Source organism: Pseudomonas sp. KH_024_B2 (assembly GCF_057839965.1).
The window spans coordinates 370,616-394,876 of record NZ_CM174502.1 but is presented as its reverse complement, the minus strand read 5'-3'; the positions used below and the strand labels follow the sequence as shown (position 1 = coordinate 394,876).

At 59.8% G+C, this 24,261-nt stretch carries 16 protein-coding genes; 3 read left to right on the top strand and 13 right to left on the bottom strand.

Annotated features, from left to right (window positions below):
* Positions 1–15: 15 nt before the first annotated feature.
* From AC3I0A_RS01895 to AC3I0A_RS01850, 10 genes are all read right to left on the bottom strand, one after another.
* Positions 16–1,434 carry an FAD-dependent oxidoreductase gene (locus AC3I0A_RS01895; protein ID WP_489375956.1) on the bottom strand — a complete coding sequence of 473 codons (1,419 nt, stop codon included), beginning with the start codon at positions 1,432–1,434 and terminating at the stop codon, positions 16–18.
* A gap of 32 nt (positions 1,435–1,466) precedes the next feature.
* A complete protein-coding gene (gene gltB, locus AC3I0A_RS01890) occupies positions 1,467–5,912 on the bottom strand; it encodes a glutamate synthase large subunit (RefSeq protein WP_489378379.1) in 4,446 nt (1,481 codons plus the stop codon).
* A gap of 349 nt (positions 5,913–6,261) precedes the next feature.
* A complete protein-coding gene (locus AC3I0A_RS01885; RefSeq protein WP_489375955.1) occupies positions 6,262–7,857 on the bottom strand; it encodes an AAA family ATPase in 1,596 nt (531 codons plus the stop codon).
* Positions 7,858–7,867: 10 nt separating this feature from the next.
* Positions 7,868–8,968, bottom strand: a complete 1,101-nt coding sequence (gene aroB / locus AC3I0A_RS01880) for a 3-dehydroquinate synthase (RefSeq protein WP_489375954.1) — start codon at positions 8,966–8,968, stop codon at positions 7,868–7,870.
* 148 nt (positions 8,969–9,116) lie between these two features.
* Complete coding sequence (gene aroK, locus AC3I0A_RS01875) at positions 9,117–9,635, bottom strand: shikimate kinase AroK (protein ID WP_489375953.1); 519 nt, start codon at positions 9,633–9,635, stop codon at positions 9,117–9,119.
* 4 nt (positions 9,636–9,639) lie between these two features.
* Positions 9,640–11,721 carry a type IV pilus secretin PilQ gene (locus AC3I0A_RS01870; protein WP_489375951.1) on the bottom strand — a complete coding sequence of 694 codons (2,082 nt, stop codon included), beginning with the start codon at positions 11,719–11,721 and terminating at the stop codon, positions 9,640–9,642.
* 13 nt (positions 11,722–11,734) lie between these two features.
* Positions 11,735–12,262, bottom strand: a complete 528-nt coding sequence (locus tag AC3I0A_RS01865) for a pilus assembly protein PilP (RefSeq protein WP_489375950.1) — start codon at positions 12,260–12,262, stop codon at positions 11,735–11,737.
* Positions 12,259–12,882: a type 4a pilus biogenesis protein PilO gene (gene pilO / locus AC3I0A_RS01860; RefSeq protein ID WP_489375949.1), complete on the bottom strand. Its 624-nt coding sequence runs from the start codon at positions 12,880–12,882 to the stop codon at positions 12,259–12,261. Before pilO ends, AC3I0A_RS01865 begins: the two co-directional genes overlap by 4 nt.
* Positions 12,879–13,445 carry a PilN domain-containing protein gene (locus AC3I0A_RS01855; protein ID WP_489375948.1) on the bottom strand — a complete coding sequence of 189 codons (567 nt, stop codon included), beginning with the start codon at positions 13,443–13,445 and terminating at the stop codon, positions 12,879–12,881. The genes pilO and AC3I0A_RS01855 overlap by 4 nt, the downstream gene beginning before the upstream one ends.
* Positions 13,445–14,509, bottom strand: coding sequence for a pilus assembly protein PilM (locus tag AC3I0A_RS01850; protein ID WP_489375947.1), 1,065 nt, complete (start codon positions 14,507–14,509; stop codon positions 13,445–13,447). The genes AC3I0A_RS01855 and AC3I0A_RS01850 overlap by 1 nt, the downstream gene beginning before the upstream one ends.
* 218 nt (positions 14,510–14,727) lie before the next feature.
* On the opposite strand from AC3I0A_RS01850, the gene AC3I0A_RS01845 reads away from it, so the two are divergent.
* Positions 14,728–17,166, top strand: a complete 2,439-nt coding sequence (locus tag AC3I0A_RS01845; RefSeq protein WP_489378377.1) for a penicillin-binding protein 1A — start codon at positions 14,728–14,730, stop codon at positions 17,164–17,166.
* Positions 17,167–17,425: 259 nt separating this feature from the next.
* Here AC3I0A_RS01845 and AC3I0A_RS01840 read toward each other — a convergent pair whose 3' ends face one another.
* The 3 genes from AC3I0A_RS01840 to rpmE form a co-directional block, all read right to left on the bottom strand.
* Positions 17,426–18,694 carry a malic enzyme-like NAD(P)-binding protein gene (locus AC3I0A_RS01840; protein ID WP_489375946.1) on the bottom strand — a complete coding sequence of 423 codons (1,269 nt, stop codon included), beginning with the start codon at positions 18,692–18,694 and terminating at the stop codon, positions 17,426–17,428.
* A gap of 183 nt (positions 18,695–18,877) precedes the next feature.
* Positions 18,878–19,678, bottom strand: coding sequence for a thermonuclease family protein (locus AC3I0A_RS01835; RefSeq protein ID WP_489375945.1), 801 nt, complete (start codon positions 19,676–19,678; stop codon positions 18,878–18,880).
* A 14-nt stretch (positions 19,679–19,692) separates the two neighbouring features.
* Positions 19,693–19,926, bottom strand: coding sequence for a 50S ribosomal protein L31 (gene rpmE, locus AC3I0A_RS01830; protein WP_489375944.1), 234 nt, complete (start codon positions 19,924–19,926; stop codon positions 19,693–19,695).
* Between the two features lie 169 nt (positions 19,927–20,095).
* Here rpmE and AC3I0A_RS01825 point away from each other — a divergent pair, with 169 nt between their 5' ends.
* The gene (locus AC3I0A_RS01825) at positions 20,096–22,315 is read left to right on the top strand and encodes a primosomal protein N' (RefSeq protein ID WP_489375943.1); all 2,220 of its coding nucleotides are present in this window, start codon (positions 20,096–20,098) and stop codon (positions 22,313–22,315) included.
* 209 nt (positions 22,316–22,524) lie between these two features.
* Entirely contained in the window at positions 22,525–24,261 is a 1,737-nt protein-coding gene (argS, locus tag AC3I0A_RS01820) for an arginine--tRNA ligase (protein WP_489375942.1), read from the top strand.

Sequence of the window (24,261 nt, the reverse complement as noted above, 5' to 3'; positions counted from 1 at the left end):
GACCAGGACCGAAGGTTAAACGCCCAAGTAATCCAGGATCCCTTCGGCGGCGTTGCGGCCTTCGAAGATCGCCGTTACTACCAGGTCAGAACCGCGCACCATATCGCCACCGGCGAAGATTTTCGGGTTGCTGGTCTGGTGCTTGTACTGGCCTTGTTCCGGCGCCACGACGCGGCCCTGGCTGTCGGTCTGGATGTCGAACTGTTCGAACCACGGCGCAGGGCTTGGGCGGAAGCCGAAAGCGATGACCACCGCATCAGCCGGGATGATCTCTTCGGAACCCGGAATCGGCTCGGGGCTGCGACGGCCACGGGCGTCCGGTTCGCCGAGACGGGTCTCGACCACCTTCACACCTTCGACGCGGTCTTCACCAACGATAGCGATCGGCTGGCGGTTGTAGAGGAACTTCACGCCTTCTTCCTTGGCGTTCTTCACCTCTTTGCGCGAGCCTGGCATGTTCGCTTCGTCACGACGATAGGCGCAGGTCACCGACTTGGAGCCCTGGCGGATCGAGGTGCGGTTGCAGTCCATCGCCGTGTCGCCGCCGCCGAGTACCACGACCTTCTTGCCTTTCATGTCGACGAAGTCTTCCGGCGACTTTTCAAAGCCCAGGTTGCGGTTGACGTTGGCGATCAGGAAGTCCAGCGCGTCATACACGCCCGGCAGGTCCTCACCGGCAAAGCCGCCCTTCATGTAGGTGTAGGTGCCCATACCCATGAATACGGCATCGTATTCTTCGAGCAGTTGCTCGATGGTCACGTCCTTGCCCACTTCGGTGTTGAGGCGGAACTCGATGCCCATGCCGGTGAAGACTTCGCGCCGATTGCTCAGCACGGTCTTTTCCAGCTTGAACTCGGGGATGCCGAAGGTCAGCAGACCACCGATTTCCGGGTTCTTGTCGAACACCACCGGGGTCACGCCGCCGCGTACCAGCACGTCGGCACAACCCAGGCCAGCAGGCCCTGCGCCGATCACCGCAACACGCTTGCCGGTCGGAATGACCTTGGACATGTCCGGACGCCAGCCCATGGCGAACGCGGTGTCGGTGATGTACTTCTCCACCGAACCGATGGTCACCGCGCCAAAGCCGTCGTTGAGGGTGCAGGCACCCTCGCACAGACGATCCTGCGGACAAACCCTACCGCAGACTTCCGGCAAGGTGTTGGTCTGGTGCGACAGCTCGGCGGCGGCGAGGATGTTGCCCTCGGCCACCAATTTGAGCCAGTTGGGAATGAAGTTGTGCACCGGGCACTTCCATTCACAGTACGGGTTACCGCAACCCAGGCAGCGGTGGGCCTGATCGGCCGACTGCTGGGGTTTGAAGGGTTCGTAGATTTCCACAAACTCTTTCTTGCGTTGACGCAACAGTTTCTTCTTCGGATCCTTGCGCCCGACCTCGATGAACTGGAAGTCATTATTCAGACGTTCAGCCATGTTAAAACCTCATCAAACTCTTCAGGCGCATATCACTGCGGGTTGGCACGGGTGCTGGAAAGCAACGATTTCAAGCTGGCAGCCTTGGGCTTGACCAACCAGAACCGACGCAGATAGTCATCGAGGTTTTCGGCGAGGTTACGACCCCACTCGCTATTGGTTTCCTCGACGTATTCGTTCAGCACACGTTGCAGGTGGCTGCGATAGGACTCCATCGCTTCGCCGCTGATCCGCTGGATTTCCACCAGTTCGTGGTTGACCCGGTCAACGAAGGTGTTGTCCTGGTCCAGCACGTAGGCGAAACCGCCGGTCATGCCCGAGCCAAAGTTGTAGCCGGTCTTGCCCAGTACGCAGACGAAACCGCCAGTCATGTACTCGCAGCAGTGATCGCCAGTGCCTTCGACCACGGTGTGAGCACCGGAGTTACGCACGGCGAAACGCTCGCCCGCCGTACCGGCAGCGAACAGCTTGCCGCCAGTGGCGCCGTACAGGCAGGTGTTGCCGATAATAGCGCTGTCCTGAGTCTTGTAGGCGCTGCCGATCGGCGGAACGATAACCAGCTTGCCGCCGGTCATGCCTTTGCCGACGTAGTCGTTGGCGTCGCCTTCCAGGTACATGTTCAGGCCGCCAGCGTTCCACACTCCGAAGCTCTGACCGGCAGTGCCTTTGAAACGGAAGGTGATCGGCGCTTTGGCCATGCCCTGGTTGCCGTGAGCACGGGCGATTTCACCGGAGATCCGCGCGCCGATGGAACGGTCGCAGTTGCAGATATCCAGCGCGAAATCAGCGCCGCTCAGGTCGTTGATGGCCGAGGTGGCCATCTCGACCATTTGCTCGGCCAGCAGGCCTTTGTCGAACGGCGGGTTGCGCTCGACCTGGCAGAATTGTGGCTTGTCTGCCGGGATGTGATCGCTGCCGAGCAACGGGGTCAGGTCCAGGTGATTCTGCTTGATGGTCTGACCTTCGAGAATTTCCAGCAGATCGGTGCGCCCAATCAGCTCTTCGAGGGAACGCACGCCCAGCTTGGCCAGCCACTCACGGGTTTCTTCGGCGACGTAGGTGAAGAAATTCACCACCATGTCGACGGTACCGATGTAGTGATCCTTGCGCAGTTTTTCGTTCTGAGTCGCAACGCCGGTGGCGCAGTTGTTCAGGTGGCAGATACGCAAGTATTTGCAGCCCAGCGCGATCATTGGCGCGGTGCCGAAGCCGAAGCTTTCAGCGCCAAGAATCGCCGCCTTGATCACGTCGAGGCCGGTTTTCAGGCCGCCGTCGGTCTGTACCCGAACCTTGCCGCGCAGGTCGTTGCCGCGCAGGGTCTGGTGGGTTTCGGCCAGGCCGAGTTCCCACGGTGCGCCGGCGTATTTGATCGAAGTCAGCGGCGAAGCGCCGGTGCCGCCGTCATAGCCGGAGATGGTGATCAAGTCCGCGTAGGCCTTGGCCACACCGGCGGCGATAGTACCGACGCCCGCTTCTGCGACCAGTTTCACCGAGACCAGCGCCTTCGGGTTGACTTGTTTCAGGTCGAAAATCAGCTGCGACAAGTCTTCGATGGAATAGATGTCGTGGTGCGGCGGAGGCGAAATCAGGGTCACACCCGGCACTGCATAACGCAGCTTGGCGATCAGACCGTTGACCTTGCCACCTGGCAACTGACCACCTTCGCCCGGCTTGGCGCCCTGAGCGACCTTGATCTGCAGCACTTCGGCGTTGACCAGGTATTCCGGGGTGACCCCGAAACGGCCAGTCGCGACTTGCTTGATTTTCGAGCTCTTGATGGTGCCGTAACGCGCCGGGTCTTCGCCGCCTTCACCGGAGTTGGAACGCGCACCCAGGCGGTTCATGGCTTCGGCCAGGGCTTCGTGAGCTTCCGGCGACAGAGCACCGAGGGAGATGCCCGCGGAGTCGAAACGCTTGAGCACCGACTCCAGCGGTTCGATTTCGCTGATATCCAGCGGCTGCTCAAGGGTTTTGACCTTGAACATGTCGCGGATCATCGAGATCGGACGGTTGTCCACCAGCGCCGTGTATTCCTTGAACTTGCTGTAGTCGCCCTGCTGCACAGCGGCCTGCAAGGTGCTGACCACGTCCGGGTTGTAGGCGTGGTATTCGCCACCGTGGACGAACTTCAACAAACCGCCCTGCTGGATCGGCTTGCGCGGGCTCCAGGCTTCGGCAGCCAAGGCTTTCTGCTCGGCTTCGAGGTCGACGAAGCGCGCACCCTTGATGCGGCTCGGCACGCCACGGAAGCTCAGGTCGCACACCTCTTCGGACAGACCGATGGCTTCGAACAGCTGCGCACCGCGGTACGAAGTGACGGTCGAGATGCCCATCTTCGAGAGGATCTTGAGCAGGCCTTTGGTGATGCCTTTGCGGTAGTTCTTGAACACCTCATAGAGGTCGCCCAGCACTTCACCGGTGCGGATCAGGTCGCCCAGCACTTCGTAGGCCAGGAACGGATAAACGGCAGAGGCGCCGAAACCGATCAGCACGGCGAAGTGGTGCGGATCGCGCGCAGTGGCGGTCTCGACCAGAATGTTGGAGTCGCAACGCAGGCCTTTTTCGGTCAGGCGGTGGTGCACCGCGCCAGTGGCCAACGAAGCGTGGATCGGCAATTTGCCCGGGGCGATGTGGCGGTCGCTCAGCACGATCTGGGTGCGACCGGCGCGCACGGCTTCTTCAGCCTGATCGGCGACGTTACGCACCGCCGCTTCGAGGCCAACGCTCTCGTCGTAATTGAGGTCGATGATCTGACGCTCGAAGCCTGGGCGGTCGAGGTTCATCAGCGAGCGCCACTTGGCCGGGGAAATGACCGGCGAGCTGAGGATCACGCGCGAGGCGTGTTCCGGCGACTCCTGGAAGATGTTGCGCTCGGCGCCGAGGCAGACTTCCAGCGACATGACGATGGCTTCGCGCAGCGGGTCGATCGGCGGGTTGGTCACCTGCGCGAACTGCTGACGAAAATAGTCGTAAGGCGTACGTACACGCTGGGACAGCACGGCCATCGGCGTGTCGTCGCCCATGGAGCCGACCGCTTCGTAGCCTTGCTCGCCGAGTGGACGCAGCACCTGGTCGCGCTCTTCGAACGTGACCTGGTACATCTTCATGTACTGCTTGAGCTGGTCGACATCATAGAACGCCGAACCGTGGTCGTTGTCTTCCATGGTCGCCTGGATGCGCAGGGCATTCTTGCGCAGCCATTGCTTGTACGGATGACGCGACTTCAAGCGGTTGTCGATGGCATCGGTGTCGAGGATCTGACCGGTCTCGGTATCCACCGCGAAAATTTGCCCCGGACCCACGCGGCCCTTGGCGATCACGTCTTCAGGCTGGTAGTTCCAGACACCGATTTCCGAAGCCAGGGTAATGAAACCGTTCTTGGTGGTGACCCAACGCGCTGGACGCAGACCGTTACGGTCGAGCAGGCACACCGCGTAACGACCATCGGTCATTACCACGCCGGCCGGGCCGTCCCACGGTTCCATGTGCATCGAGTTGTATTCGTAGAACGCCCGCAGATCCGGGTCCATGGTTTCGACGTTCTGCCACGCAGGCGGAATGATCATCCGCACGCCACGGAACAGGTCGATGCCACCGGTGACCATCAGTTCGAGCATGTTGTCCATGCTCGAGGAGTCGGAACCGACGCGGTTCACCAGCGGGCCGAGTTCTTCCAGATCCATCAGATCGTTGGCGAACTTGGTGCGACGGGCCACGGCCCAGTTGCGGTTACCGGTGATGGTGTTGATCTCGCCGTTGTGGGCGAGGAAGCGGAATGGCTGAGCCAGCGGCCATTTCGGCAGGGTGTTGGTCGAAAAGCGCTGGTGGAACACGCAGATCGAAGTTTGCAGGCGCTCATCACTGAGGTCCGGATAGAAGGCGGTCAAATCCGCCGGCATCATCAGGCCTTTATAAATGATGGTCTTGTGGGAAAAGCTGCAGATGTAGTGATCGACATCGGCGGCGTTGGCCACGGACGAACGACGACGGGAACTGAACAGCTTGATCGCCATGTCCTGATCGCTCAGGCCTTCGCCGCCGATGAACACTTGTTCGATCTGCGGCAGGCGCTCCAGCGCCAGGCGGCCGAGGACGCTGGTATCGATCGGCACTTTGCGCCAGCCGACCAGGGTCAGACCTTCGGCAAGGATCTCGCGGTTCATGTTCTCGCGAGCGGCTTCGGCTTTGACCGGATCCTGGTTGAAGAAGACCATGCCCACGGCATATTGCCTGGGCAGTTCGACGCCGAAGGTTTCCTGGGCGATGGCACGCAGGAACACATCCGGTTTTTGAATCAGCAGACCGCAACCGTCACCGGTCTTGCCGTCGGCGTTGATCCCACCGCGGTGGGTCATGCAGGTCAGGGCCTCAATGGCCGTTTGCAAAAGGGTATGACTGGGCTCGCCCTGCATATGGGCTATCAGGCCGAAACCGCAGTTATCCTTGAATTCATCTGGTTGGTACAGACCTGCTTTCATAGACACTTTCTCACCAGGCTGCCTCTTAACGAGGCAAATTTCTTTTCAATTCAACCACTTACCATCCACGCCGAACGTACGCCAGCTTTGCGGGGGCAAAAGGGAGGTCATTGTACACACCGACACAGAGGCTCACAAATTTGACGACGAAATGTCGCAAATCTATGTCGCATTTGTGAAAGGTTTAAAGCGATATGCTGTGCTAGTCAAAACTTTTTTTAATTTTGACTGCAACGACTCAAAGACTACTGTGACGCAGACGCCACAAGGCACGCGGCCCGGAGGCGGCATGCCCTTGCAGAAATTTTGAGGTGCCGGGAGAGGCGGCCTGGGTAAGGCCGCCGAATCTTCAGCGAGTTGTTGCCAGTTCCTGTTGGACGCTGGCGACAGTGCGAGGCCAAGGTTTACCAGCCTGAACCTTCGCTGGCAAGACCTTGATAGCGGCGACGGCTGCGTCGCGGTTGGCAAAATTACCGTAAGTGATCACGTACAGTGGTTTGCCTTGCAGGTTTTTCTTGAAATAACGGTACTCACCGCCCTGCTCTTTGACGAAGCTTTGCGCAGCGGCTTCAGATCTGGTGCCGAGGATCTGCACCACGTAGTTGCCCGGCGTCTGGCCGGCGTACCAGCTACCGCCGGTAGCGGCTTTGGCGACGGTAGCTGGCTTCTCGGCAGGCTTGGCGGCTGCGACTGGCTTGGCCGGCGCTGGAGCCGGTTTGGCAACAGGCACAGGGGCTGGCTTGGTAGCAGCGACCTGGGCTGGCTTGGCGGCCGGAACTGGTGTTGGGGCTGGTGTTGGCGCCGGACCTGCCGCAAGGCCTGCAGGCGGCGCGACAGTGGTCACGGTCGGCGGCGTATCGCTGGAACCTTCGACCGGCACACCGTCGTCGCCTTCGGTAATACCCCCGGCGGCTTCAGCCAAAGGACCGCGCATCACCGGTTGCGACTGCCCGACCAGCGGCAGCGGCATTGGCTGCGAAGAACCGGCGAATTCGACATTCGGGCTGCCGTTACTGTTCGTTTGCGGCGCCGCTTGCCCTAATGGCAATTGCGCCTGTTCGGTGGCTGGAGCACCGGTAGTCGGCGCCTTGCTACGGCCCGGCATCATCCAGGCCGCTGCTACCGCCACCACGACGACAGCGGATATCGCCAATACGTGTTTCTTCGGCATATTGAACCCCATACTTGGACGCTTGACCGCTGAGCGGCTGGCAATCATGGCTTCGATCATTGCATCGCGGGCGACCTGGTTGATAGTGCCGGGCCAGCCATCGGAGCTTTCATGAATATCAGAGATCTGATCCGCCGTGAAAAGTTCGATTCCCCGGCCGGCACCTTCGAGACGCTGGGCCAGATACTCACGGGTTTCTTCTTCGGCGTAGGGTTGCAATTCAATGACGTGGAAGCGCTCTTCCTCGGCACTCAACTGCTCAAGTCCTGCGATCAGCGAAGACTCACCGAACAGGAATACATGCGGACGACCTTCGGGAGCACCCGCGGCCAGCGCCAACAGCGCCTCCAGCGCGGACTCGTCGAGTTGCTCGGCATCATCCACCAGCAAATAAACTTCCTGACCGGTCAGTGCAAGTTGCACCACCTGTGCCAGAACCGCCCCGATTTCAGCCTGGGCAACGTTCAGAGCCTGGGCCACCTGACGCAGCACACCTGCCGCATCGCTGGCGCCACGGGCGGAAACCACCACGCTTTGCACTGACTGCTTGTTGGTGCTCGCCACCAGCGCCTGACGCAGCAAGGTCTTGCCGCTGCCTTGTGGCCCGGTGACTACCAGCAGCAGCTGGCTGTAACGGGCCAGGTGATGCAATTGCCCCAACACCGGCTTGCGCTGAGCGGGGAAGAATTTGAAGCCAGGCACCCGTGGAGCGAAAGGGTCATGACTCAATTGGTAATGGCCGAGGAACGCCTCGTCGGCATGCAAACTAGTCATCGGGATCTTATTAACCTTTAAGCTGAGCCAAAGCGCGGTAATCCGCACCCAGCGTGGCCTGCAAAACCTCTTTCGGATAATCGTCGGTCACTACGGCTTCGCCCATTCGGCGCAATAGCACCAGACGCAAACGACCGTCGATCACTTTCTTGTCAATTGCCATATGTTCGAGAAAATCTGCTTCGGTCATATCCGCCGGGGGAATGACCGGTAGCCCGGCACGCTGGAACAGGCGAATCCCGCGATCACGCTCTTGCGCGGTGATCCAGCCCAGTCGCGTGGACATCTCAAGGGCCATCACGGTTCCGGCGGCAACCGCCTCACCATGCAACCAGACACCATAGCCCATGTGGGTTTCGATGGCGTGACCGAAGGTATGTCCCAGGTTGAGCGTGGCACGCACCCCGGACTCACGTTCGTCGGCTCCAACCACAGCAGCCTTGGCTGCGCAGGAGCGTTCGATGGCAACGGTCAGGGCCGCCTGATCCAGAGCCCGCAGTCGATCGACGTTTTCTTCGAGCCAGGTGAGGAATGGCTCGTCGCAGATCAACCCGTACTTGATGACTTCCGCCAGACCCGCAGACAGTTCCCGGGGAGGCAGGGTATTGAGCGTCGCGGTATCGATCAGCACCACATTGGGCTGATAGAAGGCACCGACCATGTTCTTGCCCAGCGGATGGTTGATCCCGGTTTTGCCGCCCACTGATGAGTCGACTTGCGACAGCAGCGTGGTCGGCACCTGGATGAAATCGACGCCACGCTGATAGCAGGCAGCCGCAAAACCGGCCATATCACCAATAACGCCGCCACCGAGAGCAATCACCGTGGTGCGCCGATCATGCCGCGCAGTCAGCAAACCGTCGAAAATAGTCTGTAGGGTTTCCCAGTTCTTGAAGGCTTCGCCGTCGGGCAAGACGATGGAAATAACCGAAAACTGCGCAAGGCTGCGGGTCAGACGCTCGAGATACAGCGGCGCAACGGTCTCGTTGGAGATGATTGCCACCTGCCGCCCGGCGATATGTGGCGCCAGCAATTCGGGCTGATCCAACAAACCTTCGCCAATATGAATCGGGTAGCTACGCTCGCCTAAATCGACCTTAAGTGTCTGCATGTGTCCCCACAGTAAAAATGGAAGCCGGTGTCCTACGCTGCATTAACGGTCGGCAACACCTGATTTTCTGACGTCATCCGATAGCCATAGGCCATGAGCTGAAGCGCTCATGACCGGACGCCGAGGATAGCGCATTTCGCCTTGCGCATTAACGGGGAGGAAGCTGTTGCAAGCGCTCAAGAATATCCAGAACCACCATTCGCGGCGGTCGCTCATCAGTTTCCACCACCAGATCGGCGATTTCCCGATAAAGCGGGTCGCGAATTGCCAGCAGATCTCTGAGGGTTTTCGCCGGATCTGCGGTGCGCAACAGCGGACGATTGCGATCGCGGGAGGTGCGGCCGACCTGCTGCTCCACGGAAGCATGCAGATAAACCACACGCCCGCCAGCATGCAATGCCCGACGATTGGCATCGCGCATCACCGCACCGCCGCCAGTCGCCAGCACCACACCATCAAAGGCACAGAGCTCGGCAATCATCGCCTCTTCGCGATCACGAAAGCCCGGCTCTCCTTCTTTATCGAAGATCCACGGGATATTGGCACCCGTGCGCAATTCAATTTCCTTATCGGAATCTTTGAACGGCAGGCGCAGCTCTTTGGCCAGCAAACGTCCAATGGTGCTTTTTCCAGCCCCCATTGGTCCAACAAGAATCAAATTTCGCACAGAATCAACGACTCACAGCAATCGCCTGGTTATTCATGATACGCGGAGTCAGGAATACCAGCAGCTCGGATTTTTTCTCCGAAACTACATCCCTTCGGAAAAGGCGGCCAAGATACGGCACATCTCCAAGAAATGGCACCTTATCTACAACCTTGCTTTGAGTATTTGAGAAAACACCGCCGATTACGATGGTCTCACCGTCGTTGACCAGGACCTTGGCGTTGACTTCGTTTTTCTTGATCGGCGGGACATCGTTGAGTTTGTTCAGATAGTCCGGCTCATCCTTGGTGACCTTGACCTCCATGATGATGCGATTGTCCGGGGTGATCTGCGGTGTCACCTCCAGCGACAGTGACGCCTCCTTGAAAGACACCGAGGTTGCACCGCTGGAACTGGCTTCCTGATAAGGGATTTCCGTGCCTTTGAGGATCTTCGCGGTTTCCTTGTCGGAAGTGACCACCTTGGGCTGGGAGACAATTTCCCCGTTGCCGGTCTTCTCCATGGCCGTCAGCTCCAGGTCCAGCAGCACGTTATCGGTAATGAAAGCGATGCCCAGACCCGATGTGTTGCCGACCGTGCCCATATCGACGAATGGCGAGTTGGTATTGGTGCCCGTCGGCGTGCCGATAGTCGATGACCCGGCGGTCCCGTTGCTGACGCCCGAGGTGTTCCAGTTCCCCTTGTTCTGGATCGAGCCACCCCAACGCACGCCAAGGCTTTTGTCGTAATCGACATTGGCCTCGACGATTCGCGCTTCGATCATCACCTGACGCACCGGGATATCCAGCTGGGCAACGATGCGCCGCAACTCATCGAGACGGTCCTGGGTCTGGTAGGCAATGATGTTGTTGGTCCGCTCATCCACGGTGATAGACCCGCGCTCGTCGATTTTCGCCTCGGCACTGGTCACCGACTGGAACAGCTTGGCGATATCGGCAGCCTTGGCGTAATTGACCTGCAATAGCTCACGTCGCAGTGGCGCCAGTTCGGCGATCTGCTTTTGCGACTCAAGCTCCTGACGTTCGCGGGCGGCGATTTCATCCGCCGGGGCAACCAGCAGGACGTTGCCGATCATGCGCTTGTCGAGTCCTTTGGTTTTCAGCACAAGGTCCAGGGCCTGGTCCCACGGCACATTCTGCAAGCGCAAGGTGATGCCGCCCTGCACCGTGTCGCTGGCAACCAGGTTGAGATTGGTGAAGTCGGCGATCAACTGCAGCACCGAGCGCACATCGATATCCTGAAAATTCAGCGACAGTTTCTCGCCGCTGTAGGCAAAGCGATCGGCGTTACGCTTGTGCAAGTCGTCAGTGGTCATGGGCCGGACACTGACGGTCAGCTTGTTGTCGGTCTGATAAGTCGAATAGTCGAAGGCACCACCACTGGGCTCAATGGTGATGCTGGCTTTATCGGAGGACGCACTGGCGTTGACGAACTGCACTGGAGTGGCGAAATCCTTGACGTCCAGCCGGACCCGCAGCGGTTCGGGCAGCTGGGTTTTTGCGAAATTCAGGGTGATTTTGCCATCGTGCTCCTGGATATCCGGGCTGATGCCCGGATCCGACAACTCAATCACGACATTGCCTTCACCCAGCGCCCCGCGCTGAAAATCCACACCTCTGATGGCTCTACCTGTTGGCGCAAACGCTTTGGCCGGCGCAGGCGCGGCCACTCGCGGGGTACTCGACTGGGGCTTTTGTGCAACCGCCGCGCCCTGACCGACCACCACAAACAGGTTGTTGCCTTCGACGCGCGCGCTATAGGGTGCCGGCGTCGTCAGATTGATGATCAGCCGAGCGCGATCCTTGGCCTCGACTACCGTCACACTCCGTGCGTTGCCTGTGCCCAGATCGCGACTCTTGCTCGCCAGTTGAGTGGTTACCCCCGGCAGGTCGAGGGCAATTCGCGCCGGCTGCTCGGTGGTGTAACCATGGGGCGCGGGAGGCGGTCCATCGAATCCCAGCTTCAATTCGATTCGGTCACCCGGCAGCGCGGCAACATCCAGCGTCTTGAGGCTCAAAGCCTGTACCACCGGCGACATCAGCACCATCCATAGCGCAAAACCGAGGGATGCAATAGTCCTGTTCATGATTCGAATTCCACTATTGGTGCTCTTTCAAAGGAATGGTCCGCGGTCGCTCCAGCCAGGCACCCTCGCCATCAGGAACGATTTCAACCACATCGACTTGCGAGGCACTAATGGCCATGATCCGGCCATCGTTGCGCCCCAGGTAATCGCCGACTTTCAACCGATGCACACCGCCGGCACCACGCAGCAAGGCAAAGGAGCCTGAGGCATTGGAGATCGTGCCGACCATTTCAAACTGCTCGATATTGAAACCTTCGAGAAACTGCTTCAGCCGATTCGGGTCCGGCTTTACGTTGCGCGATCCATGCTGGCGGCCCGCCAGATCTACCCTGACCGGCGGTAGAAACGGGCTGCGCAAGGACTCGGCGTTGTAGGTGAACGCCTGGTAAGACCTGAATGTCGGTGTGGGTTCAATCTTGCCGGGAGGTCGCAGGCGCACCTCGTTCATGTAGGCGTCCAGATCGCTGAAGTCACTCTCGCTACCGCAGCCGGACAACCCCATCAGTACCACAATCATCAAGAACCAGTGGGCCGCATTCATTTCAGCAGCCCCTTGTCGTTGTAGCGATAGGTCCTGGCCAGGATGCTCATGCGCAGTTTCGAACCGATGTCCGGCGTGACCGGCTTGATCTCGAAATCATGCAGGGTGACGATCCGCGGCAAGCCGGCCACGCCACTGACAAAGGTCGCCAAGTCATGGTAGGCACCGGTGACGGTGATCTGAATCGGCAATTCGATGTAAAACTGCTGAGTTACCTCTGGCAGCAACTTGATCTCCTCGAACTCCATCCCGCTACCCAGGCCCATACGCGTGATGTCTTCCAGCAAACCGGGAACCTCGGTATCACCGGGAAGCTGACGCAGCAGCAATCCGAAGGAGTTTTCCATCTCCTTCATCTGCTCGGTGTAACGCTCCAGGTTCGCCGCCATATGGGCCTTGGACGCGAACTGCTCCTTCAGGGTTGTTTCATCCGCACGCTGCTGGTCGAGCTGATTCTGCAGATCCTTGACGAAGAAGTTGTAACCCAGGGCCAGCACCAGGACCATGAGCAAGGCGCCGACCATGGCTTTGACGGCCGCCGGCCACGCCCCCATGTTGCTCATGTCCAGATCGTTCAGGTCGATCTTGCGCAGCCCCTCGAACCATTCGGACGGAGTCATTTCGCACTCTCCGCGTTGGCCGGCTGAGTCTGACGAACGGTCAGCCGAAAGACGTTGGCCTGATCCACCGCACCGCTCGTATTGGCCTTGACCTCGGTCAGGCTCGGCGCCTCGAGCCAGTCGGAAGCATCCAGATTGCGCATCAAGTCGGAGACTCGATTATTCGACGCCGCCACCCCCGTTATGGAAAGAGTCTTGCCAGTCATCTTCACCTCAGTGAAATACACCCCGTCCGGCAGCGTGCGGGCCAGTTGATCGAAGATTCGCCCGCTGACTGGCCTATTGCCCTGCAAGTCCTGGATGATTTTCATCCGCTCCACTAGCTGCTGACGACGGGTCTTCAACTCGCTGATCTGCTTGATCCGCTCATCGAGCAGAGCAATTTGCTGACTGACATGATGATTACGGGCCGTTTGCCGATTGATCTCACCGCCGATGTACTGGTCAGCGCTAACCACCGCACCTACCGCCACCACCAGCACAGCCACCAAGGCCGTCAGAAACCGCTTGCGGCGCTCTTCTCGCAGCTCTTCGCGCCAGGGTAAAAGGTTGATCCGCGCCATCAGTCGAAACTCCTGAGGGCCAGACCGCAGGCAATCATCAGGGCTGGTGCATCATTGGCCAACGCACCGGCGTTGACCTTGCTGCCCAGCGTCATATCGGCGAACGGGTTGACCACCTGAGTCGGCGTACCAAGGCGTTGCTCGATCAGTCGATCCAGCCCGGAGACCGAGGCCGTGCCGCCCGCCAACAGGATGTAGTCGACTGCGTTGTATTGCCCCGAGGCAAAGAAAAACTGCAGAGAGCGTGAGACCTGCTGCACCACAGCGTCCTTGAACGGCTGCAGAACCTCGCGGACGTAATCGTCCGGCAAGCCCCCCTGTTTTTTTGCCAACCCCGCCTCTTCCATCGACAAGCCGTAGCGGCGCTGGATTTCCTCGGTCAATTGGCGCCCGCCGAAAAGCTGCTCGCGGGTATAGATGATCCGCCCGTCATGCAGGACGCTCAGGGTGGTCATGGTGGCACCGATGTCGACCACCGCCACCGTCAAACGGTCCTCAGAGCCGGCCAACTGCGCTGCGAGCAAACCGAACGAACGCTCCAGGGCATAAGCCTCGACATCGACCACCCGGGCGGTCAACCCGGCAAGGGCCAGGGCCGCTTCACGGACCTCGACGTTTTCCTTGCGGCAGGCCGCCAGCAGCACTTCGACGCGCTCGGGATTGCGTGCCGAGTAGCCCTGGACTTCAAAATCGATGGCGACTTCTTCGAGTGGATAGGGAATGTACTGATCGGCTTCGAGCTTGAGCTGGCTTTCCATCTCGTCATCGGAAAGCCCGGCGTCCATCTCGATAGTCTTGGTGATCACCGCCGACCCGGCCACCGCAACGGCCACGTTCCTGACACCGGTCCTGGCCTTGAGCAGCAGACGCGACAAGGCCTGCCCCACCCCCTCCAGCTCGGCGATGTTCTTCTCGACTACAGCGTTGGCCGGCAGCGGTTCTACCGCATACGCCTCCACCCGGTAGCGGTTCCCCGAGCGACTTAGCTCCAGAAGCTTGACCGAGGTGGAGCTGATATCGATCCCCAAAAGCGTATTGGCTTTTTTGTTGAAGAGTCCTAGCACTAGCAATTCCCTATGACTATCCGTGAGTTACGGACTCTTTATTATTCGATGCGTTCAATGGCTGTGTCTTGACAGAAGACGCCAATGACGCTCGCGACCGAAAAATGCTTATAATGCCTAGCGTTTTTCCGCTTTTATCTCAAGCGTGGGTCGATCCTGTTTACCGTGAAGCTCCTGACGCCCAATTCATTCTCTTCTCTGGAAATTCAAAAGCCTTGATTCGTCTGCTGAAATTTTTCGGGTGGTCCATCGTTGCTGTTTTCTGCGGACTGCTCCTCGGCCTGAGCGGTGCGTTTCTTTATCTTAGCCCTGGGTTGCCGTCCGTGGAGGCGCTAAGAAGCATTCAGCTGCAGATTCCTTTGCGGGTCTACAGCAGCGACGACAAGTTGATCGCAGAATTTGGCGAAATGCGCCGCACACCGATCCGTTTCGCCGACATTCCCCCCAATTTCATCAATGCATTACTTTCTGCTGAAGACGACAATTTTGCCAATCACTATGGCGTCGACCCCAGCAGCCTGATGCGTGCCGCCACACAATTGGTAAAAAGCGGACACATTCAGTCCGGCGGCAGCACCATTACCATGCAGGTCGCGAAGAACTTCTTCCTCACCAGCGAACGCAGCTTCTCGCGCAAGACCACGGAAATCCTCCTGGCCTTGCAGATTGAACGTCAGCTGACCAAGGATGAAATCCTTGAGCTCTATGTCAACAAGATCTACCTGGGCAACCGCGCCTACGGGATCGAGGCGGCAGCGCAGGTTTATTACGGCAAATCGATTCGCGATGTCACGCTCGCGCAGATGGCGATGATCGCCGGCCTGCCGAAAGCACCTTCGCGTTTCAACCCCCTGGCCAACCCGGCACGCAGCAAGGAGCGGCGCGACTGGATCCTGGGGCGCATGTACAAGCTCGGAAAAATCGACCAAGCGGCCTATCAGTCGGCCGTGACCGAGCCGCTCAATGCCAGTTACCACGTCCCGACGCCAGAAGTTAATGCACCGTACGTCGCTGAAATGGCTCGCGCCGAAATGGTCGGCCGTTATGGTAGCGCCGCTTACACCGAAGGCTTCCGCGTCACCACCACGGTGCCGAGCAATCTGCAGGAAATGGCCAACACCGCCGTCCATGAAGGCCTGATCACCTACGACCAGCGCCATGGCTACCGCGGACCGGAATCTCGCTTGCCGGGCAAGACCCGTGAAGCCTGGGCCCTGGAACTGACCAAGCAGCGTCAAATCAACGGACTTGAACCGGCCATCGTCGCTCAGGTCGACAAGAACGGTTTGCAGGTCCTGACCCGCACTGGCGAAGAACACGTCAGTTGGGACAGCATGAAATGGGCCCGACCGTTCCTGAACACCAACAGCATGGGCGCCAATCCGAAGCAGCCGTCGGAAGTTGCTCAGGTCGGCGATCTGATCCGCGTGCAACGTCAGCCGGACAGCTCGTTGAAGTTCGGCCAGATCCCGCTCGCCCAAGGCGCATTGGTCTCGCTCGATCCGACCAATGGTGCCATTCGCTCTCTGGTTGGCGGCTTCGCTTTCGAGCAGAGCAACTACAACCGCGCGCTGCAGGCCAAACGGCAGCCGGGTTCGAGCTTCAAGCCATTCATCTATAGCGCCGCGCTGGACAATGGTTACACCCCAGCCACTCTGGTGAATGACGCGCCGATTGTGTTCGTCGATGAGTACCTGGACAAGGTCTGGCGTCCGAAGAACGATACCAACACCTTCCTCGGCCCGATCCGTATGCGCGAAGCCTTGTACAAGTCGCGTAACCTGGTATCGATCCGCCTGCTGCAAGCGCTGGGTGTCGACCGCACCATCGATTACATCAGCAAGTTCGGCTTCAACAAGCAGGACCTGCCGCGCAACTTGTCCCTGGCACTGGGTACAGCAACCCTGACCCCGATGGAAATCGCCACCGGCTGGGCCACCTTCGCCAATGGCGGTTACAAGATCACCCCGTACATCATCGACAAGATCGATAGCCGCAACGGTGACAACCTGTTCACCGCCAACCCGCCCAGCGTCCCGGTCGGCGACACCGCCAGCAGCGCGATTGCAGCGCCGGTAGCCAATACCTTTACGGTCAACCCGACACCTGGCGAAGCCCCCGCAGCGCAGACTGCGATGCAAACGCCAGCAGTCGCTGAACGCATCATCGACGGCCGCACCACTTACATCCTCAACAGCATGCTGGAAGACGTGATCAAGCTCGGCACAGGGCGTCGCGCACTGGCGCTGGGCCGCACCGATCTGGCGGGCAAGACCGGGACCACCAACGAATCCAAGGATGCCTGGTTCTCCGGTTACAACGCCGATTACGTGACTACGGTCTGGACCGGTTTCGACCAGCCGGAAAGCCTTGGTCGGCGCGAGTTCGGCGGCACCGTCGCACTGCCGATCTGGATGAGTTACATGGCCGCGGCCCTCAAGGACAAACCACCCCACACCCAGAACGAACCGGAAGGCATCCTCAGCCTGCGGATCGATCCGCTCAGTGGCCGCGCAGCTACACCAGGCACGCCGAACGCCTACTTCGAGCTATTCAAGAGCGAAGACACCCCGCCTTCAGTCAACGAGCTGGGTACCGGCAATATACCCGGCAGCCCGCTGCCAGCGGATGAAGCGGCGCCGATCGATTTGTTCTGATCACCACGATACTAAAAAGCCCCGCCTTCGAGAGAAGAGCGGGGCTTTTTGCTGCGCCTGGAATTGCGCACTGGCTGAAATCAGGCTCGCCTGTCATGCCGCCATCGCGAGCAAGCTCGCTCCCACAGAGGTACATGCATTCCAATGTGGGAGCGAGCTTGCTCGCGATGAGGGCCTGACAGCCAACACAAAAACCCACAGGCAATAAAAAGCCCCGACTCTCACAAGCCGGGGCTTTTTTGTTTGACGCGACTACGGCTTAGCCGTTGAAGACGTCATCCACGCTTTTGAGCGGGTAGTTCTTCGGATACGGCAGGGTAGCAACGCCGGTCTCGATCGCGGCCTTGGCCACGGCATCGGAGATCACGGTGATCAGACGTGCGTCCATTGGTTTCGGAATGATGTACTCACGACCGAATTCCAGTTTGATGCCGCCGTAGGCGTCACACACTTCCTGAGGCACCGGCAGCTTGGCCAGTTCGCGCAGGGCGTTGGCGGCAGCCACTTTCATTTCTTCGTTGATGCGCTTGGCGCGAACGTCCAGAGCACCACGGAAGATGAACGGGAAGCCCAGTACGTTGTTGACCTGGTTCGGGTAGTCCGAACGGCCGGTAGCCATGATCACGTCGTTGCGGGTAGCGTGAGCCAGTTCCGGAGAGATTTCCGGATCCGGGTTCGAGCAAGCGAAGACGATCGGGTTGGCAGCCATCAGCAGCAGGTTTTCTGCGCTCAGCAGGTTTGGGCCGGACAGGCCGACGAACACGTCAGCGCCCTTCAGCGCGTCGGACAAGCTGCGCTTGTCGGTAGCGTGAGCGAACACCGCTTTGTACTGGTTCAGGTCATCACGGCCAGAGTGGATTACGCCGGTACGGTCAACCATGAAGATGTTTTCGATATTGGCGCCCATGCTCACCAGCAATTTCATGCAGGAGATAGCGGCAGCACCGGCGCCCAGGCAGACGATCTTCGCCTCAGGCAGGGTTTTGCCAGCGATTTCCAGGGCGTTGATCATGCCGGCCGCAGTAACGATCGCGGTGCCGTGCTGGTCATCGTGGAATACCGGAATGTCGCACTGCTCGATCAGAGCGCGTTCGATTTCAAAGCACTCTGGTGCCTTGATGTCTTCCAGGTTGATGCCACCGAAGGTGATGGAGATGCGCTTGACGGTGTCGATGAAGGCTTGCGGGCTTTCGGAGTCGACTTCGATGTCGAACACGTCGATGCCGGCGAAGCGCTTGAACAGCACGCCCTTACCTTCCATCACTGGCTTGGACGCCAATGGGCCGAGGTTACCCAGGCCGAGAATCGCGGTGCCATCGGAAATGACTGCAACCAGATTGCCCTTGCCGGTGTACTTGTAAGCGAGTTCAGGGTCGCGGGCGATTTCGCGGACTGGTTCGGCTACACCGGGGCTGTAGGCCAGCGACAGGTCGCGGGCGGTAGCGGTGGCTTTGGTGAGCTCGACGCTCAGCTTCCCTGGACGAGGATGGGCATGATATTCGAGAGCGGCAGTTTTCAAATCAGACATATGGGCATTCCGCTTTTTACTGTGGGACTGACGGACCGCCGAGGATACTCGTGTCGCAAAGTCCCTACAAGACTGACCGGTCACTGGTGTCAAGGGCCCTACCCTAAGACTTTGGGCCAAGAGCCACGAAACTGAAGGGATAGACTGTTCACAATCAATAGAAAAAATGTCTACAATTTTTTATTACGGTGCCGTCTGCAACATCGCCGGATCGGTCAGCAGCAAGAGCCAGCGTGCCTGCCCGGGTTTCAGCCCGCCGCGGCGCGAACGATCCACCACCCAGCCACGAGCCTCGATCTGCTTGCCTTTGAGCTTTTCAAGCGACGTGACATCGAATTGATCCAGCATATCGGGTGCAACCCGCAATACAACCGAATCCTGCAACTCGATCCAAACCCCGCCGCGATTGCGCTGAACCTTGCTCACACGACCACTGAGCATGGCGAAACCGGATGCGCTGATCTGCTCCGCTTTCAGTACAGGTAATTGGCGCCACAACCCGAGGCCGGCCTGACGTGCACTGCGTTCCGCCGCTTGCTGGCAGCCGACCAAATCGACGTTCGGTGCCACCACCACCTGAAAACCGAGGCCTTCTGCAAGCATCTGAGCTTCGAAATTGGCACCATCAACGCCGTAGACATGGGCCAGAGTCCGGCCGTAATGGTCCTTGCTTTCTTTACCCGGCAGCAAACCGACCCGCCCGTCGCTGGCGGCCACCAGGGTTTCCAGGCGTTTGCGCGCCGCCACGGCGAACGGCTCGTCGGAACGGCCCTGTTTGCCCAGCTCCGGCGTATTCAAACCGATCATACGCACACTGCGGCCATCGCTGAGGCGCAAGGTGTCGCCATCCACCACCCGCTGCACCGCGACCGACGTCAGCCCGCTCGGCACCGGGCAGAAGGCTTGGGCACCGGAAAGCCAAATCGCAGACACAAAAAAGGCGCCCGCGAGGGACGCCTTTTTCATCAGCAAAGAAAAGCCCATCGGGCCCTTCAACCTTACTCTGCAGCTGCAGGAGCTTTGGTCTTGCCAAAAGCACCGAAACGGTCTGCGAAACGCTGTACACGGCCGCCAGTATCCAGAGTCTTCTGCTTACCGGTGTAGAACGGGTGGCATTCGTTGCAAACGTCGATCGCCAGTGGCTTGGCATAGGTCGAACGAGTTTCGAACTTGTTGCCGCAGCTGCAAGTTACGGCAATTGCCGGGTATTCTGGATGGATATCGGTTTTCATGGTGTATTCCTCAGGCTAGCGTGCCGCCACCCAACACTATTGTTGAATACCGCACGTAATTAGGCCGCGGATTCTACCAGACCTTTGCAATCGCGCAAGCTGTCCCTTAAACCAGCCGTCTGCTAGGCTCCGGGCCTTCTTCACCGCCCGCTTACCGAGAAATCCCCGCGTGCCCGACGCCATTCTGCGCCTCGCTTTGCCCTCGCCGCTGCGCCGCCTGTTCGACTACCGCGCCCCCGCGGGTGTTCTGCGTGCTCATCTGCATCCGGGCATGCGCCTGCGCGTGCCGTTCGGTCGTCGCGAGATGATCGGCATTCTGGTGGAGATCACCGACCACAGCGAAGTCCCGGCGGAAAAGCTCAAACCGGCGCTGGCACTGCTCGACGCCACACCGCCCTTGCCTCCGGCGCTGTTCAAGCTGTGCCTGTGGACTTCCCAGTATTACCAGCACAGCCTGGGCGACACCCTGAGCTGGGCGCTGCCCGTATTGTTGCGCCAGGGCGAACTGGCTGAAGCTCGTCAGGAACGCTTCTGGTCGATCACTCCGGGCGCACGCCTCGACGATCCGCGCATCAGCCGGGCGCCACGCCAGCGCGAAGCCTTGGCAACACTGGCGCAGCATCCCCACGGCGTGGCCCATCAGTTGCTCGGCAAACTGATGCTGAGCAAGGACAGCCTCGACCTGTTGCTGGCCAAAGACCTGGTGCAGGTGGAAATCCGCAAGCATGCGCCCGGCGAACGCCATGAACACTGGCTGGCGCAACCGGAGCTGCCGCTCAACCCGGAGCAGCGCGCCGCCTATGAAGCGATTCGCGCAGGCTTCGACAGTTTCCATGCGTTCCTGCTGGCCGGGGTCACTGGCAGCGGCAAGACCGAAGTCTATTTGCAGTTGATCCGTGAAACCCTCGAGGCTGGCAAGCAGGCATTGGTGCTGATTCCCGAGATCAACCTCGGCCCGCAAACCCTGGCGCGCTTCGAACAACGCTTCAACGCCCGCATCGCGCTGGTGCACTCGGCAGTCAACGACCGCGAACGGCTGGAGGCGTGGCTCGCAGCCCGAGATGGCGACGCCGATATTATTATCGGCACGCGCTCGGCACTGTTCACACCGATGAAGAACCCCGGCCTGATCATCATCGATGAAGAACACGACGGCTCCTATAAACAGCAAGAAGGCCTGCGCTATCACGCCCGCGATCTGGCCCTGGTGCGCGCGCGCCAGGAAAACATCCCGATCGTGCTCGGCTCGGCTACGCCTTCGCTGGAAAGCCTGCACAACGCCTACACCGGTCGTTACGGCCTGCTGCGCTTGAACCAACGGGCCGGCGGCGCGCAGCAGCCACGTTTCCTGCGCCTGGACGTTAAAAGCCGCCCGCTGGACAGCGGCATTTCCGGGCCGATGCAGCAAGCCATCGGCCAGACCCTCGCGGCCGGGCAGCAAGTACTGGTGTTTCTCAACCGCCGCGGCTTCGCGCCGACGCTGCTGTGCCACGACTGCGGCTGGATGTCCGAATGCAATCGCTGCGATGCGCGGATGACGGTACATCAGCGCTCCGGCGAACTACGTTGCCATCACTGCGGCTATGTCGAGCGCGTACCCCGCCACTGCCCACAATGCGGCAAAGTTGATTTGCGTCCCGTTGGCGCGGGTACTGAGCGAGCCGAAGAGCGACTGGGGATTCTCTTTCCGGATTACCCGGTGCTACGAGTCGACCGCGACAGCACCTCGCGCAAGGACGCGATGAATCAGCTGTTCTCCACCATCCAGAAAGGTCAGCCGTGCATTCTGGTGGGGACGCAAATGCTCGCCAAAGGGCACCATTTCCCGCGGGTGACCCTGGTGTCTATTCTGGACGCCGATGGCGGGCTGTTTTCCGGCGACTTCCGCGCCAGCGAGCGCATGGCGCAGTTGATCGTCCAGGTCGCCGGGCGTGCGGGGCGCGCCGAAGAACCCGGCAAAGTGATCATCCAGACCCACTTGGCCGATCATCCGCTGCTGGTGCAGCTGGCCGAACAAGGCTATTTCGCCTTTGCCGAGCAAGCCTTGAGCGAACGCCGGGCCGCCGGCCTGCCGCCTTTCGCGCACTTGGCACTGTTACGGGCGGAAGCGCACAAACCGGGGCAAGCCGAAGGCTTTCTCGATGAGGCCTGCAGCGAAGCCGAGCGTTTGCTGGGCGAGCAGAATCTGACCGGCATCGAGCTGCTCGGCCCGGTGCCGGCGCCCATGGAGCGCCGTGCCGGCCGTTACCGCGCGCAACTTTTGCTGCAAGCCAGCGCCCGGGCACCGCTGCATCGATTGCTGAGCAGTTGGCTGCTGGCGCTGGAGCAAATGCCCAGTGGGCGGCAGGTCCGTTGGTCGCTGGATGTTGATCCGGTGGATCTGTATTGATTGGTATATCGCTTTCGTGGGCAAGCCCACTCCCACAGGGTTCCCTATATCCTGTGGGAGCGGGCTTGCCCGCGAAGGCGTCAGAATAGTCACCACATATCCATAACCTGCCCGCTATAGTTGGCAAGCCCGTCTTCGCAACGGATAATGCCCAGTTTTTCCACCAGCGCATCGAAGCGCCGCCGCGCCTGCGGTCGAAAGAGAAGACCATGAAAGACACCATTCGCCAGCTGATCCAGCAAGCCATCACCCAACTCGTCAACGAAGGTGTGTTGCCTGAAGGCCTGACGCCGGCGATCCAGGTGGAGAATTCCCGCGACAAGACGCACGGCGACTTCGCCAGCAACATCGCCATGATGCTGGCCAAGCCTGCGGGCATGAAGCCGCGCGATCTGGCAGAAAAAATCATCGCCGCCCTGCCGGCTGACGAGAACGTCTCCAAAGCCGAAATCGCCGGCCCTGGCTTCCTGAACTTTTTCCAGAACACTCAAGCCCTGGCGACCCGCCTGGACGCGGCGCTGGCCGACGACCACATCGGCGTACGCAAAGCCGGCCCGGCACAGCGCACAGTGGTCGATCTGTCGGCGCCGAATCTGGCCAAAGAGATGCACGTCGGCCACCTGCGCTCGACCATCATCGGCGATGGCGTGGCACGGGTTCTCGAGTTTCTCGGCGATACCGTGATCCGTCAGAACCATGTCGGCGACTGGGGCACCCAGTTCGGCATGCTGATGGCTTATTTGCAGGAAAATCCGATCACCAGCGACGAGCTGTCGGATCTGGAAAACTTCTACCGCGCCGCCAAGCAACGCTTCGACGAATCCGCAGAGTTCGCCGATCGCGCCCGTGGCCTGGTGGTGAAGCTGCAGGCCGGTGATCCTGATTGCCTGGCGCTGTGGACGAAGTTCAAGGACATCTCGCTGTCCCACTGCCAGAAAATCTACGAACTGCTGAACGTCAAACTGACCCCGGCCGACGTCATGGGTGAAAGCGCCTACAACGACGATCTGGCCAATGTCGTCAGCGACCTCAAGGGCAAAGGCCTGCTGGTCGAAAGCAACGGCGCCCAGTGCGTATTCCTCGAAGAATTCAAAAATGCCGATGGCGACCCGCTGCCGGTTATCGTGGTCAAGGCTGACGGCGGTTACCTCTACGCCACCACCGACCTGGCAGCCGTGCGCTACCGCAGCGGCGTACTGAAAGCCGATCGCGCGCTGTACTTCGTCGACCAGCGCCAGGCCCTGCACTTCCAGCAAGTGTTCGAAGTGGCGCGCCGCGCCGGCTTCGTGACCCATCCGATGGAAATGGAGCACATGGGCTTCGGCACCATGAACGGCGCCGACGGCCGTCCGTTCAAGACCCGTGACGGCGGCACCGTGAAGCTGATCGACTTGCTGATCGAAGCCGAAGAGCGCGCCTACACGCTGGTGAAGGAAAAGAACCCGGAACTTGCCGAAGCCGATCTGCGCAATATCGCCAAGGTCGTGGGCATTGGCGCGGTGAAGTACGCCGACCTGTCCAAGCATCGCACCAGCGACTACAGCTTCAACTTCGACCTGATGCTCAACTTCGAAGGCAACACCGCGCCTTACCTGCTGTACGCCTACACCCGTGTGGCCGGGGTGTTCCGCAAACTGGGCAAGGACTTCAGCGAAGTGGAAGGGCAAATCGTGCTCCAGGCGCTGCACGAACATGAACTGGCGGCCAAACTGGCGCAATTCGGCGAAGTGCTGAACAACGTCAGCGACAAGGGCACGCCGCATATTCTCTGCACCTACCTGTACGACGTTGCCGGTCTGTTCTCCAGCTTCTACGAGAACTGCCCGATCCTCACTGCAGAAACGCCGGCACAGATGCAGAGCCGCTTGCGTCTCGCGGCATTGACCGGCCGCACACTCAAGCAAGGCCTGGAATTGCTGGGTCTGGAAACTCTGGAGCGCATGTAA